Source organism: Flavobacterium chuncheonense (genome assembly GCF_042686145.1).
GTDB classification, from domain to species: Bacteria; Bacteroidota; Bacteroidia; order Flavobacteriales; family Flavobacteriaceae; genus Flavobacterium; species Flavobacterium chuncheonense.
Genome location: NZ_JBHUPC010000008.1, coordinates 20581 through 35388, shown reverse-complemented (window position 1 = coordinate 35388; position 14808 = coordinate 20581). Strand labels below are relative to the sequence as shown.

The window sequence follows — 14808 nt, the reverse complement described above, 5'->3', positions numbered from 1 at the left end:
CTCGGGGATATTTGGGGAAATACTATTGTTATCAAAAAAAGTGAACTAGACATCATTATAAGTGAATAAAAACGTATGGTAACATCGGTTATAAGTAATGGCTACGTCTCTGACTGCTCGGAAAATTCTCCGAATTTTCCTAAAATAGTCTATATTTGTTAAGGCTTGGTTTTGGCTCCGCGCCACTACTTATAGCCGCGGACCGTTATGCATTATTTAGAAAAAATGAATGAATCAAACAAAAGTGTTTTATTGAAATCTCTGAACGTTATTTCTAACTTTCCTGAAAACGTACATCTAGTGAATTCTCCTACTGAATTTTTAGAAATTCATAATAGAAATTTGAAAATGTTGTCTGAATTAGGTTTCGAAAGAAAATCTGATTTTATCCAAAAATTAATTAACAAATATCCGAACTTAAGTGTCTTAGAATTGGAATTGTATATTTCTAATCAAAAAAAAGAAAAAAGTTTACTTAGTATTGTAGCAGGTGGATTAATTGATTCTATTATAAATTTAATTAAGAACAAAGGAATTAGCTTTACTCAAATAAAGAACAAATTAAACGAAACCAAACTTCTAAATGACAAAATGAGTAAAATAATTGAGGATCCTATTTTTGAGGAATTATATAAAAACAATGCATAACAGCAGTTATAAGTAATGGCGAGTTATGGAATATTCCGAAAATTCTCCGAATTTTCTAAAATAAGTTTATATTTGAAATGGCTTGGTTTTGGTTTGACGCCACTACTTATAGCCGCGGACCGTTAACGGCAAGCTTGACAGAACGTTATGTATAAAAAAAGATGAGAAAAATAATATTCGCACTTGGAATTACGGGACTAATTTTTATTGGTGCCTTTTATATTAAACAAAAGTTTTCTAACTCTAAATATAATCTTGAAAAAGCTAAAACAGAAGTAAAAAAACTGGTCGAAAACAACGAAATTAAAAACGGAGATCTTATTTTTCAAACTTCCCTTTCCGGACAAAGCAAAGCCATTCAACTTGCTACAAACTCAAAGTATTCTCATTGTGGAATAATTTATAAAGAAAACGGAAAATTTTATGTTTTCGAAGCAATTCAACCTGTAAAAACTACACCACTTGACAAATGGATTTCAAGAGGAAAAGATGGTCATTATGTAATAAAAAGGTTGAAAAATGCTGAGGAAATTTTGACAAACGAAACTCTTCAAAAAATGAAAAATGAAGGCGAAAAATTTAAAGGCAAAAATTACGATTTAACCTTTGAGTGGAGTGACGATAAAATTTATTGTTCTGAATTAATTTGGAAAATCTACAAACGCTCGACAGGAATTGAAATTGGAAAGCTGGAAAAATTGAGTGACTTTGACTTGTCAAATGAAACTGTTAAGAAAAAGATGAAAGAAAGATATGGTGATAATATTCCAATGGAAGAATTGGTTATTTCCCCAAAAGCAATTTTTGAAAGCAATCTTTTAATTACAGTAAATCAATAAGAAAGCCAGCCGTTAACAGCGGTTTTGTGAAAGCGGGGTTTGGGTGTGTATCGGGAAGAGCCGGTGTATGCACTTCTCTCCTATTTTTGAGCTTTTTTCTTTCAAAATTTGCGGTATATTTGTAAGCATCAGTAACAAAAATCCCCGCCTTCACAAAGCCGGCAGGACGTTGTAGCCAATTTGAAAAAATGACTATCCGAGAAATATTAAATACCACAAAACACAGACCTTGGGAAATTCCGACTGATAATTGGAAATTTTACCAAGAGTGGAATAATGCAATATTTCTTCATTATCAAGTCGAATTGACTGAATTGGAAAAATTCGTTCCGAAAGAATTGAAAATCGACCTTTTTGAGGGAAAACCTTGGATTTCAGTTGTTGCCTTTACAATGGAAAAGATAAGACCGAAAAACTTACCTTCCTTTTCGCCAATATCGGATTTTGACGAAATAAATATTCGGACTTATGTAAAGTCAAACAATAAAACTGGAGTTTACTTCTTGAGTATTGAAGGCGGGAAAAATTTATCTTGTAAAGTCGCAAAAGGAATTTCAGAACTTCCATATAGATTTTCCAACATAAACCGGAGTGACAAAATATATAAATCTAAAAATTCGGAATTTAATGACAAATTAAATATCGAGTTTAAAATTGGAAACGAACTGACCGAGAAAACGGAATTGGACAAATGGTTAACGGAAAGATACGCTCTTTTTCAAGACACAGACGATTCGATAAACGAATTTGAAATTCATCATTTGGAATGGCCAATTAACGAAATTGACATACAAAAATTGGAATTGAATTATCCGAGATTTGAAAAATTAATAAACGAACGACCAAGCAAAATTCATTATTCGAAAGGAGTAAAAGTTTTGGCTTGGGGAAAAATTAAAAACAAAAAAACTGGCTACAACAATGGCTATAAGTAATTGCTTGTTCTCGCCTACTTCTGAAAATCCTCGCGGATTTTCAGGTTGGTGTGTACTTGCAAAGTTAAGTGCTAACCCACGCAACTACTCATAGCCGAGACCGTTACAAGCAACCGTAAGTCAACCGTTAAACAAATAACTAAATTGAAATGGAGCATTCGTCAAAAGCAGAAAACATATTAATCCAGTTAAATGACAAGTCTAAACTTGGCGACATAAAGAAACTTGCAATTGCTATAAAAAAAGACCACGAATTAGCGCTGGAACTGTGGTCTACGGGAAAACATTTTGCCAGACTTTTGGCTGTTCTTATTATGGACAAAAAGTATCTATCTCAAGAGTTCATAGACAAATTAGCCAACGACATTAAAGGGCAAAAAGAAGACGAAAGAAGTCAATTGATTGACTGGTTAATGGCAAATCAACTTTCGAAGGACAAAAAGACTATTGCCTTGATGGATTCTTGGGAAAATAGTTCATCATCTCTCCAAAGAAGGATTTTTTGGTATTATCAAGCTCGATTAAGATGGATGGGACAAGAACCACCAACAAATAATGAGGAATTGTTATCTAAAATAGAAACGCAAATAGAAAAAGAAGAGCCAGAAGTTCAATGGGCAATGAACTTTTTAGCGGGCTGGATTGGAGTTTATGATAAGAAGAACCGTAAACGTTGCGTGGCACTTGGCGAAAAAACAGGGCTTTACAGAGGACAAAGTGTTTCAAAGGGTTGTACTCCTGACTATTTACCAGAGTTCATAACGATTGAGAGCAACAAAAGAAATTTATAATATTGATAACAACACGACAGATAAAAACGGTAGCTTGTAACATTGGTATTACGTCAGGCAAACCAACGTGCTAACTTGGAGTTTTGTACTTCTATTAAACTTTAGTAATAAATTGAAACTTTGTGCTCCGAAACCCGCCCGAACGCAAAGCCTTAAACCGTTAGTATTAATGCGCCAATTTTGCGTAATAATCTAAATAGAAATTAGAATGGACATCCGTAAATAAGAAAAAATGCTTCGTATTTATTTTATTGCAAAGAGTATTATTTCTTAAAAATTAAGTCTTCAGATCCTGAAAGTCGAAAAACTAAAGAATATCAAAATCTTGTAGAAATCGCTAAACTTTATTTTGAAAATAATTTACAATCTGAATTTGCTAGTTACTTAATGGAATATCAATATATTGTTCAATTATGACAGCACATTTGATATTAGAATATGGAAATCCTGATAGCGAATTAATTAAAGATTGCTTGGCCGAGATTGAAAATTATAGTACTACTCCAATTGATATAGAACTTGCAATACAAGAAAAAAATTGGTTGGAAAATTATTATTTAAAGCATAAGAAGTAAGCATTTCTGCTAACATAGGTTATAAGTAATACCTAGATTTTTTGACTACTGGGAAAATTGTTTCACTAGTTCGCACTTTGTGCTCGTGTCTTCGAATTTCCTAAAGTAGTTTTTTTTATTCAGGCTTAGTTATGTTACAACGGGTTCTGTCCTCTGACGGAATACGCCTCTCCATTTAGCGAATAGGCATAGAACAGATTCCAATATCGCAATTTTCAGCACTATTACTGAACATCTTCAATGTTAAAGGATTGATAACATAACGCCTATTTTCTCTCGTTTTTTATAAGTTTACATTTTAAAATTGACTTCAATATTCATGATACCCTATTCTTTTTTAGATTTAGCATTGGTATGCGACAACAATACCATAACACAAACGTTTGAGAATTCTGTAAAAACAGCGCAATTAGCAGACCAATCGGGTTATAGTCGTTATTGGTTTGCCGAACATCATAATATGAAAAGTGTTGCAAGTTCGGCAACTTCTGTCTTAATTGGTCATATTGCAGGACAAACTGAAACTATTCGAGTTGGTTCAGGGGGTATTATGTTACCCAATCATTCACCCTTAGTCATTGCAGAACATTTTGGAACATTGGCTTCGTTATACCCAAATCGTATTGATTTAGGATTAGGACGTGCTCCTGGAACGGATCAATTAACGGCGCAAGCATTACATCCAAACTTTTTTGAAAATGCCCAACAATTCCCTCTGAATGTTGCACGATTACAACAGTATTTTTCATCGGATAACAGCACTTCAAAAGTTAGAGCATTTCCGGGAGAAGGCGTTGATGTGCCGCTTTGGATACTGGGTTCTAGTACCGACTCTGCTCATTTAGCTTCCTCACTTGGCTTACCGTATGCATTTGCCAGTCATTTTGCACCCGCACAAATGGAACGCGCTTTTGAAATTTACCATCAAAATTTTAATGGTGATACAAGTGGTTTAAAACCTAAAACATTAGCTTGTGTCAATGTTATTATTGCCGATACTGTTGCTGAAGCCGAGCGTTTGGCTACTTCTTTTTACAGAATGTATCTGGGCATTATTCGAAATGAACGCAATTATATGGAGCCACCTGTTGCATCGATGGAAGGGCAATGGAACGAAATGGAAGAAGCACATGTAAAACAAATGACAGCTTGTTCATTCATTGGTACCCAAGCAACAGTAAAGCAAGAGATTGAGGAATTTATACATTATTTCAAAATTGACGAAATCATGATTACCTCACCTGTTTACGAGCTTTCAGCCAAACTAAAAAGCATCGAGGCATTCGCTGAAATTATGCAATAAACACCCAACCCTTTTAGCTATAAAGGGTTTTATTTTTAGTTCAATTTATAAACACTTGAAATAAATATTTCATAAAATTTACATTTCCTTTACTTCTTAATTTTAACAAAACAATTCCGTAATCTTTTCAAAATAAATTGATAATTTTCATATAACCTCAACCTATAATCTTGACAGTAAGTTTGTTGAAACAAAAATAAACTTATATGAAAATCAATTTTACTTTACTTTTTTACTTGTTTACCTTTTATATTCAAGCACAAGTTACAACGACAAGCGCTATTGCTTTTGCAACCGAAACAACAATTGTAAATGAAAATGACGGGACAATTCCGCTTACCCTTACCCTTTCCTCTCCTTCAACTTCCGTTGTTACAGTTGACGTTGCTGTAGCTTCTAATTTGGGAACCGCTACAAATGGAAATGCGTATAGCTATACCAATGAAACGGTTACTTTCCCTGCCAATTCAACAACACAAACTATCAATGTTACTTTGAATAATGATGCCGTTTTTACAGGTGATCAATATTTTACTTTAGCGCTTTCGAATGCTACTAACGCGGTATTGAATGGAATAACACGAAATACCGTTTATATTTTAGACGATGAAACTGAAGCGCCCATAGCATCGAATGCTTTAAACATAGCATTTTTGAATAGCTATGTTGTGGACTCAAATGGCTCTGCTGAAATTGTAGCACACGACCCAACAACACAACGCTTGTTTGTCATGAATTCTACAAGTTCTAAAATAGAAATTTTAAACTTTTCAAATCCAGCAGCTATCACCACTATTCAATCGGTTGATTTATCGACTTATGGCATTGGAGGGACTAGTATTGCCGTAAAAAACGGTATTGTAGCTGCAACTGTCGAAGGAGCAAACTTTGGAAATGGAAAAGTAATTTTCATGGATACTAACGGAACTATCGGTTCAATTGTTGAAGCGGGTGTATTACCTGATATGCTTACTTTTACTCCAGACAGTACTAAAGTAATAACAGCTAATGAAGGGCAACCAAGTGACGATTATACTATTGATCCAGAAGGTAGTATTTCAATTATTAACGTTTCAGGTGGTTTTAACAACGTTCAACAAGCTGATGTTACCACTTTAAACTTCAATGCTTTTGATAGTCAATTGGCAACACTTAAAGCAAATGGATTAAGAGTTTTCGGTATCAACGCTACCGTATCAAAAGATGTTGAACCCGAATACATCACTGTTGCAGATGATGGTTTAACGGCTTGGGTAACTTTACAAGAAAACAATGCAATTGCTACAATCAACTTGTCCACTAACCAAATTGCAGCTATCACTCCACTTGGATTAAAAGATTTCAATTTAGCTTCCAACACTTTAGACGTTTCCGATCAATTTGGTGAAATTTTTATGAGCAATTGGCCGATAAAAGGTATGTATATGCCAGATGCAATTGCACAGTATACTGCTGGAGGAACAACATACTTGGTTACAGCAAACGAAGGTGATGCTAGAGATTATAGTGCTTTATCAGAAGAAGTCCGTGTGGGTAACAGCAGTTACGTTCTTGATCCAACCGTTTTCCCAAATGCTGATTTTCTAAAAAAGAATGTAAACTTAGGTCGATTAACCGTTACAAATGCATCAGGTGATATCGATAACGATGGTGATTTTGACGAGATTCATGTTTTTGGAACACGTTCTTTCAGTATTTGGAATGCTACAACAGGACAATTGGTTTACGATAGTGGTGATGATTTCGAAAGAATTATTGCAAATGACCCTACGTATTCCGTATTATTCAATGCAAGTAACGACAACAACAACTTAAAAAACAGAAGTGATAATAAAGGTCCAGAGCCAGAAGGTATAACAATTGGTCAAATCAATGGCGCTACTTATGCTTTTATCACTTTGGAAAGAATTGGAGGCGTTATTACGTACGATATTACCAATCCTTTAGCACCTGCATTTGTTTCGTATAACAACAACAGAACTACAACTGGTTTAGGTGGCGATTTAGGTCCAGAAGGTATTATCTACATCAATCCTACAGATAGTCCAAATTCAACGGGGTTAATCGTGATGGCAAATGAAGTAAGTGCAACTATTAGTGTGTATCAAATCATGAATAACACATTGAACAGTACTGATTTCAGTAGGACTACCAACCAATTTGTTGCTTATCCAAATCCTGTGAAAAACGGAGTAGTTTACTTCAACACTACAACTTCTGTAAGTTTATTTGATAGCACCGGACGAAAAATTACAGCAAAAGAAAATGTTTCAAGCTTGGAAATGAACTACCCAGCTGGAATCTATTTGTTAAAAACAAAAGATGGATTTGTTCAAAAAATTATCGTTGAATAACAATTCTTATCAATCAACAAAAAAGCCTTTCAAAATTGAAAGGCTTTTTTTATTGGAATAATCTATTTTGATTACATGTTACGTCTGTACTGACCTCCTACTTCAAATAAACCTGAAGTAATTTGACCTAATGAACAATATTTAGTTGCGTTCATTAACAACTCGAAAATATTCTGATTTTTGATTGCTGCTTCTTGTAATAAAGCAATTTGTTCTTTAACCATTTCAGCATTCCCTTTTTGAAGATTTTCCAATGTTTTAATTTGGAATTGTTTCTCCTCTTCCGTTGCACGGATAACCTCTGCAGGGATAACTGTTGGAGAACCTTTAGAACTCAAGAACGTATTCACACCAATGATTGGGAATTCACCCGTATGTTTCAAGGTTTCGTAATACAACGATTCTTCTTGAATTTTACTTCTTTGGTACATGGTTTCCATTGCTCCAAGAACACCTCCTCTTTCGGTAATTCTATCAAACTCTGCTAAAACTGCTTCTTCTACTAAATCAGTCAATTCCTCAATAATGAACGAACCTTGAATTGGGTTTTCGTTTTTCGCTAAACCTAATTCTTTATTGATAATTAACTGAATTGCCATTGCTCTACGCACCGATTCTTCTGTTGGTGTCGTAATCGCCTCATCGTACGCATTTGTATGTAATGAATTACAGTTATCGTAAATAGCGTATAATGCTTGTAAGGTAGTACGGATGTCGTTAAAATCAATTTCTTGAGCGTGTAATGAACGACCCGATGTTTGAATATGGTATTTCAACATTTGCGCTCTCTCGTTTGCACCGTATTTTAATTTTAACGCTTTCGCCCAAATTTTACGTGCTACACGACCAATAACTGCGTATTCTGGATCAATTCCATTAGAGAAGAAGAACGACAAGTTCGGTCCGAAAGCATTGATATCCATACCTCTACTCAAATAGTATTCCACATACGTGAATCCATTTGCTAAAGTAAACGCCAATTGCGTGATAGGGTTTGCACCCGCTTCTGCAATATGGTAACCTGAAATCGAAACCGAATAGAAGTTACGCACGTTGTTTTGAATGAAATATTCCTGAACGTCCCCCATTAAACGCAAAGCAAACTCCGTTGAGAAAATACAAGTATTTTGTGCTTGGTCTTCTTTTAAAATATCCGCTTGTACCGTACCACGAACTTGCGCTAATGTTTTTATTTTAATGTCTAAATATACATCCGCTGGTAAAACCTGATCTCCAGTAACCCCCAAAAGCATTAATCCTAAACCATCATTACCTTCTGGTAAAGCACCATTATAAGTTGGTCTTTCCGTTCCTTTAGCAGCATAAATCGCTTTGATTTTTGCTTCAACTTCTGCTTCTAAACCATTTTCTTTAATATACTTCTCACAATTTTGATCAATTGCTGCATTCATAAAGAAACCTAACAACATAGGCGCTGGACCATTGATCGTCATTGAAACGGATGTCGCTGGGTGACTCAAATCAAAACCAGAATATAATTTTTTCGCATCATCCAAACAACAGATTGAAACCCCTGCATTACCAATTTTTCCGTAAATATCTGGTCGGTGGTCTGGATCATTTCCATAAAGCGTTACCGAGTCAAAAGCTGTTGACAAACGTTTTGCTGGCATACCTAAACTTACATAGTGGAAACGACGGTTGGTACGCTCTGGTCCTCCTTCACCTGCAAACATACGTGTTGGATCCTCTCCTTCACGTTTGAATGGATACAATCCTGATGCAAATGGGAATTCACCCGGTACGTTTTCTTGTAAATTCCATCTTAGAATATCACCCCAAGCTTGGTATTTTGGTAATGCAATTTTAGGAATTTGTGTATGCGATAACGACTCACTGTGTGTTTTAATTTCAATTACCTTATCCCTTACTTTAAATGAGTAAATAGGATTTTTGTATTTGTTTACTTTTTCATCCCAAGTTTGAATCACTTCCCAATTGTAAGGATCTAAATTCATTTTAACTCGGTCAAATTCTTTCAATAAAAGCGAAACGAAATCTTTGTTTGAATCGTTAATTTGTAATGATGATTCAACGATTCCTGCTTTATCAATTTGAGGGAAATTTCCATTTACCGATTCAATCGTTTTGAAAATTCCGTATAATTTTTGAGCCACTTCAACTTGCGTTAAAACCGTCTCATCATATTTACGATTGTTTTCAGCAATCTCTGATAAATAACGTGTTCTATGTGGCGGAATTACGAATATTTTCTCACTCATCTCTTTTGTGATTTCAAAAGTAGAGTGTAAATCAATTCCTGTTTTGTCAACAATTTTATCCATAATCGCTTTGTAAAGCGAGTTCATTCCTGGATCGTTAAATTGTGAAGCAATTGTTCCAAAAACTGGCATATCATCAGGACTTGCATCCCAAAGATTATGATTGCGTTGGTATTGTTTCTTTACATCACGGATAGCATCTAAAGCACCTCTTTTGTCAAATTTATTTAAGGCTACTAAATCCGCGAAATCTAGCATATCAATTTTTTCCAATTGAGTCGCTGCACCAAATTCTGGAGTCATTACATACAATGAAACGTCAGAGTGGTCCATAATTTCAGTATCTGATTGTCCAATACCTGAAGTTTCCAATACAATTAAATCGTATTTCGCCGCTTTTAATACTTGGATCGCTTCCGCTACGTATTTTGATAAGGCTAAATTGGATTGACGTGTAGCCAACGAACGCATGTACACTCTAGGATTATTGATCGCATTCATACGAATTCTATCTCCCAATAAAGCGCCACCTGTTTTACGTTTTGATGGGTCAACTGAAATTAAACCAATTGTTTTTTCTGGAAAATCAATTAAAAAACGACGTACTAATTCGTCTACTAAAGACGATTTACCAGCACCACCTGTACCAGTGATTCCTAAAACTGGCGTTGTTGACGTTTCGTTCTCTTGATGTATTTTATCTAAAGTCGCTTTTGCAATTTCTGGGAAATTTTCCGCAGCTGAAATTACACGCGCAATTTCACGTGGGTTTTTATTCGCCAAATGATCTGCTTCACCATTTAATACATCTCCGATAGCAAAATCAGAACGTTTCACTAAATCGTTGATCATACCTTGAAGTCCCATTGCACGTCCATCATCTGGAGAATAGATTTTTTCAATCCCGTATGCATGTAGTTCCTCAATTTCAGTAGGAAGAATAACGCCTCCACCTCCAGCGAAAATTTTAATATGACCTGCTCCTTTTTCATTCAGCAAATCAAACATATATTTTAAATACTCCGTATGTCCTCCTTGATAAGAAGTCATTGCGATAGCATTAGCATCCTCTTGAATAGCAGTATTTACTACTTCTTCCACACTTCTATCATGACCTAAATGAATTACCTCACAACCTGTTGCTTGAATAATTCTTCTCATTATGTTTATGGCTGCATCATGACCATCAAAAAGCGATGCTGCAGTAACAATTCTTACTTTATTATTAGGAATATAAGGCTGTTGTTGTTCCATGTGTAATTATATGTATTTTTAAAGGCTGCAATTTACGAATTTAATAAATTTTAAAAGGCTTTATTTTAATATTTTATCGTGGTTTCAAAAAAGGCATTATATTTGATTTCCCAAATGAAATTAAATAAATATTATGAAGAAAATTGTACTGAGTTTAGCAGCTTTCACCCTACTAAGTTGTGCCGAAATGCAACAAGTTATTGACCAACTTCCACAAGGAACCGGAATCGGTATCACGCAGTATGATATCGCCAATGGTTTAAAAGAAGCTTTGGACAACGGAATTGACAAACAAGTTACTAAACTTACCGCAACTGATGGCTTTTACAGAAATGAAGCTGTTAAAATATTATTACCAGAAGAATTACAAAAAGTAGATAAAGGATTACGTGACATTGGCATGTCTAGTTTAGCAGACGAAGGATTAAAACTTTTAAACCGTGCTGCTGAAGATGCTGTAAAAGAAGCTACTCCTATTTTTGTTAATGCTGTGAAACAAATGACATTTACCGATGCCAAAAACATTTTAATGGGTAACAATACCGCTGCGACGACTTATTTGCAAAATACTACCACAACAGACTTGTATTCAAAATTCAACCCTGTAATCAAAAATTCCTTTTCAAAAGTGGGTGCTGATAAAGTTTGGGCAAACATTATAACGAAATATAACAGTATTCCTTTAGTTAAAAAAGTAAACCCGGATTTAACAGATTATACCACTAATAAAGCAATGGATGGTGTTTTCAAAATGATTGCTGTTGAGGAACAAAACATTAGAACAGACTTTAATTCTAGATCTTCTGATTTACTTAAAAAAGTCTTTGCTTTACAAGACGGAAAATAGAAGGTAAAATTTTAATAATCAATAACATATAAATAACATATCCTTAACACAGAAACTTCAAAAAAAGACGGACATTTGCAGAGTAATAAATGAATATCTCATTTTGGTTAGGGTTAGTTAAAAAAGAAATGTCCTGTTGCAAAACAGGACTTTTTTTATGGTATTAATTGATCTTCTGATGTAAGATTTTGAAATAATCAAATGCTTTAACCAGTCGTGAACCGTACCAGGAGAACATTTCCCCATCTACAAAAACCGTTTTTGCATGATGTGTAAAACGTCCAATTTCGAAAGCATGCTCGTCTTTAAAAGGATAGGGTTCTGAGGATAAAAACACAAAATCAGGATCACCTTCAAGTCGCATTTTTTTCAATTCAACCTCTGGATATCGTCCGTTTTTATCTTCATATATGTTTGCGAAATGATTTAATTTTAACATTTCATTTATAAACGTATTCCCTCCAGCAACCATATAAGGATTTGCCCAAATAAAATATGCCGCTTTCTTAACAGGTTTATCAGCAACGAACTTTTCAAACTCACCTAGTGCGAAATTAATTTTATCCACCCATTTTGTGGCATTCGTTCTTTTATTGAAGATTGCTCCAAAATCCTCAATCATCCGATTGTTGTCTTCGATATTGTAAATATCGGTAACCCAAACTGGGCATATTTCACTCAATTGTTCAACAATCTCTTGGGTATTTTCCTCTTTATTTGCGATAATAATATCAGGCTGTAATGCCTTTATTTTGTCAAACTTCACATTTTTAGTACCACCTACAACTGTCTTGGTAGCTTTAAAATGTACTGGGTGTACGCAAAACTTAGTAATTCCGACAATACTATCTTCCAAACCTAAATCATATAGCAATTCCGTTTGAGAAGGTACAAGCGAAACAATTCGTTTTGGAACCGCTTCAAATTTATGTTCAAAACCAAGTTGATCCGTTAAAACTTTCACCCGAATTATATAGATTTATTCGATAAAATAGCTTCCATTTCCGTTTGCAATTTCAAAGCCTCTTCTCTAGCCTTAACTGCAAAATCTTCTCCGTTTGATGCATATATAATACCTCGAGAAGAATTTATCAACAAGCCTATATTTTCACTCATTCCGTATTTACAAACTTCAGACAAACTACCTCCTTGTGCACCTACTCCAGGTACTAAAAGAAAACTATCCGGAACAATTTTTCGAATCTCCGTAAAATATTCTGCTTTAGTTGCACCAACTACATACATTAAATTGTGAGCGTTATTCCATCCTTTTGACGTTTCCAAAACGGTTTTATACAACTCTTTAGCTCCACTCAATTCGCCTTCGCCTTGTGAACCTTCAACATTTTTAGTTTGAAAATCAAAAGCTCCTTGGTTTGAGGTTAAAGCCAACATAATAGTATGCTTGTTTTCAAAAGCTAAGAAAGGCTCTACAGAATCTTTACCCATATAAGGCGCCACTGTAACCGAATCAAAACTTAAATCTTCAAAAAATGCTTTGGCATACATTGATGAAGTATTTCCAATATCGCCACGTTTTGCATCAGCAATTGTAAAAATATCAGGGTAATTTGCATTGATATATTGTATCGTTTTTTCCAAAGACTGCCAACCTTTAATTCCATACGCTTCATAAAAAGCAGTGTTCGGTTTGTAAGAAACACATAAGTCATGCGTTGCATCAATAATCGCTTTGTTGAACTCAAAAATTGGGTCTTCTGTTGCTAATAAATATTGTGGAATTTTATTCAAATCCACGTCTAAACCAATACATAGAAATGATTTTTTTACTTTAATCTGATTGACAAGTTCTGCTGTAGTCATTTGTATATTTTTGTGCGAGTTCTTAAAAAAAAATTATAAAAAAACCCCATTTTAAGGGGTTTAAATAGGTATTTAGAAAACTTCTGATTCTTTCAGTTTCTCTGTATTAGCCACTAATTGTAATTCATCAATCATTTTATGAAGGTTTCCATTCATAAAACCATCCAAATCAAAAATACTCAAACCAATTCGGTGGTCGGTAATTCTACCTTGAGCGTAATTGTACGTTCTAATTTTAGCCGAACGGTCACCCGAACTTACTTGCGAATTACGCTTTGTTGCATCTTCCGCTTGTTTTTTAGCCAATTCTTGTTCGTACAAACGTGAACGTAATACTTCTAATGCTTTGTCTTTGTTTTTATGTTGCGATTTCTGATCCTGACATTGTGCCACCAATCCTGTTGGTACGTGCGTTAAACGAACTGCCGATTTTGTTGTGTTTACCGATTGTCCTCCAGGTCCTGATGAACAGAAATAATCAATACGAACATCGTTCATATCAATTTGCACATCAAATTCTTCCGCTTCTGGTAACACCATTACTGTTGCAGCTGATGTATGTACACGACCTTGAGTTTCCGTTTGCGGCACACGTTGTACACGGTGCACTCCAGCTTCGTATTTTAAAGTACCGTAAACATCTTCTCCTGAAACTTCAAAAACCACCTCTTTAAAACCTCCAGAAGTACCTTCACTTACATCAACAACAGATGTTCTCCAACCTTTGCTATCACAATATTTTGTATACATACGGTACAAATCACCTGCAAAAATTGAAGCTTCATCCCCACCAGTTCCAGCGCGAATCTCCACCATTACGTTTTTAGCGTCTTCTGGATCTTTAGGGATTAACATGAACTTAATCTCCTCCTCCAATTGTGGTAAACGTTCTTGAGCTTCTTCTAATTGCATTTTGGCCATCTCCACCATTTCGGCATCTGATCCATCTGCTAAAATTTCTTTTGCTTCCTTAATGTTACCATCAAGGTTAATATATTCCTCACGCTTTTCCACTAAAGCTTTAAGGTCTTTGTATTCTTTATTTAATTGCACATAGCGTTTTTGATCTGCAATAACATCAGGCTGAATAATCAAATCTGATATTTCATCAAAACGTTGTTTTACATATTGTAATCTATCTAACATAGCTGTTATTTATTTTGGAGTGCAAAGTTAGCAAAAAAACTAATCCCTT

The 14808-nt window shown here is 34.8% G+C and carries 12 protein-coding genes; 8 read left to right on the top strand and 4 right to left on the bottom strand.

The features are described from left to right. Nucleotides 1-225: 225 nt before the first annotated feature. The 7 genes from ACFS5J_RS01875 to ACFS5J_RS01845 all read left to right on the top strand — a co-directional run bounded on the left by ACFS5J_RS01875 (nt 226) and on the right by ACFS5J_RS01845 (nt 7445). Complete coding sequence (locus ACFS5J_RS01875; RefSeq protein ID WP_379810251.1) at nt 226-648, top strand: hypothetical protein; 423 nt, start codon at nt 226-228, stop codon at nt 646-648. 161 nt (nt 649-809) lie between these two features. After that, nucleotides 810-1487 (top strand): YiiX family permuted papain-like enzyme, encoded by a 678-nt coding sequence (locus ACFS5J_RS01870; protein WP_379810250.1) that lies wholly within the window; start codon nt 810-812, stop codon nt 1485-1487. A gap of 188 nt (nt 1488-1675) precedes the next feature. Continuing rightward, nucleotides 1676-2422, top strand: a complete 747-nt coding sequence (locus ACFS5J_RS01865) for a YqjF family protein (protein WP_379810249.1) — start codon at nt 1676-1678, stop codon at nt 2420-2422. Between the two features lie 149 nt (nt 2423-2571). Beyond that, complete coding sequence (locus tag ACFS5J_RS01860; RefSeq protein ID WP_379810248.1) at nt 2572-3213, top strand: DNA alkylation repair protein; 642 nt, start codon at nt 2572-2574, stop codon at nt 3211-3213. 413 nt (nt 3214-3626) lie between these two features. After that, nucleotides 3627-3788: a hypothetical protein gene (locus tag ACFS5J_RS01855; protein WP_379810247.1), complete on the top strand. Its 162-nt coding sequence runs from the start codon at nt 3627-3629 to the stop codon at nt 3786-3788. Between the two features lie 319 nt (nt 3789-4107). Beyond that, the gene (locus ACFS5J_RS01850) at nt 4108-5091 is read left to right on the top strand and encodes an LLM class flavin-dependent oxidoreductase (RefSeq protein ID WP_379810252.1); all 984 of its coding nucleotides are present in this window, start codon (nt 4108-4110) and stop codon (nt 5089-5091) included. A 206-nt stretch (nt 5092-5297) separates the two neighbouring features. Further along, nucleotides 5298-7445, top strand: a complete 2148-nt coding sequence (locus ACFS5J_RS01845) for a choice-of-anchor I family protein (RefSeq protein ID WP_379810246.1) — start codon at nt 5298-5300, stop codon at nt 7443-7445. A gap of 71 nt (nt 7446-7516) precedes the next feature. Here the strand turns inward: ACFS5J_RS01845 and ACFS5J_RS01840 are convergent, their stop codons facing one another. Next, nucleotides 7517-10942 (bottom strand): methylmalonyl-CoA mutase family protein, encoded by a 3426-nt coding sequence (locus tag ACFS5J_RS01840; protein WP_379810245.1) that lies wholly within the window; start codon nt 10940-10942, stop codon nt 7517-7519. A 133-nt stretch (nt 10943-11075) separates the two neighbouring features. On the opposite strand from ACFS5J_RS01840, the gene ACFS5J_RS01835 reads away from it, so the two are divergent. Further along, nucleotides 11076-11789, top strand: a complete 714-nt coding sequence (locus ACFS5J_RS01835; protein WP_379810244.1) for a DUF4197 domain-containing protein — start codon at nt 11076-11078, stop codon at nt 11787-11789. A 163-nt stretch (nt 11790-11952) separates the two neighbouring features. Here ACFS5J_RS01835 and ACFS5J_RS01830 read toward each other — a convergent pair whose 3' ends face one another. The 3 genes from ACFS5J_RS01830 to prfA form a co-directional block, all read right to left on the bottom strand. Further along, nucleotides 11953-12753, bottom strand: coding sequence for an ABC transporter substrate-binding protein (locus ACFS5J_RS01830; protein WP_379810243.1), 801 nt, complete (start codon nt 12751-12753; stop codon nt 11953-11955). Between the two features lie 5 nt (nt 12754-12758). After that, entirely contained in the window at nt 12759-13613 is an 855-nt protein-coding gene (gene pyrF, locus ACFS5J_RS01825; RefSeq protein ID WP_379810242.1) for an orotidine-5'-phosphate decarboxylase, read from the bottom strand. A 72-nt stretch (nt 13614-13685) separates the two neighbouring features. Then, nucleotides 13686-14759 carry a peptide chain release factor 1 gene (prfA, locus tag ACFS5J_RS01820; protein ID WP_379810241.1) on the bottom strand — a complete coding sequence of 358 codons (1074 nt, stop codon included), beginning with the start codon at nt 14757-14759 and terminating at the stop codon, nt 13686-13688. Nucleotides 14760-14808 lie beyond the last annotated feature (49 nt).

Excerpts from the sequence above, each read along its gene's own strand:
- pyrF (WP_379810242.1), bottom strand. The coding sequence starts at position 13,613 with ATGACTACAGCAGAACTTGTCAATCAGATTAAAGTAAAAAAATCATTT.
- ACFS5J_RS01840 (WP_379810245.1), bottom strand. The coding sequence starts at position 10,942 with ATGGAACAACAACAGCCTTATATTCCTAATAATAAAGTAAGAATTGTT.
- ACFS5J_RS01860 (WP_379810248.1), top strand. The coding sequence starts at position 2,572 with ATGGAGCATTCGTCAAAAGCAGAAAACATATTAATCCAGTTAAATGAC.
- ACFS5J_RS01835 (WP_379810244.1), top strand. The coding sequence starts at position 11,076 with ATGAAGAAAATTGTACTGAGTTTAGCAGCTTTCACCCTACTAAGTTGT.
- ACFS5J_RS01865 (WP_379810249.1), top strand. The coding sequence starts at position 1,676 with ATGACTATCCGAGAAATATTAAATACCACAAAACACAGACCTTGGGAA.
- ACFS5J_RS01855 (WP_379810247.1), top strand. The coding sequence starts at position 3,627 with ATGACAGCACATTTGATATTAGAATATGGAAATCCTGATAGCGAATTA.
- ACFS5J_RS01875 (WP_379810251.1), top strand. The coding sequence starts at position 226 with ATGAATGAATCAAACAAAAGTGTTTTATTGAAATCTCTGAACGTTATT.
- prfA (WP_379810241.1), bottom strand. The coding sequence starts at position 14,759 with ATGTTAGATAGATTACAATATGTAAAACAACGTTTTGATGAAATATCA.
- ACFS5J_RS01870 (WP_379810250.1), top strand. The coding sequence starts at position 810 with ATGAGAAAAATAATATTCGCACTTGGAATTACGGGACTAATTTTTATT.
- ACFS5J_RS01845 (WP_379810246.1), top strand. The coding sequence starts at position 5,298 with ATGAAAATCAATTTTACTTTACTTTTTTACTTGTTTACCTTTTATATT.
- ACFS5J_RS01850 (WP_379810252.1), top strand. The coding sequence starts at position 4,108 with ATGATACCCTATTCTTTTTTAGATTTAGCATTGGTATGCGACAACAAT.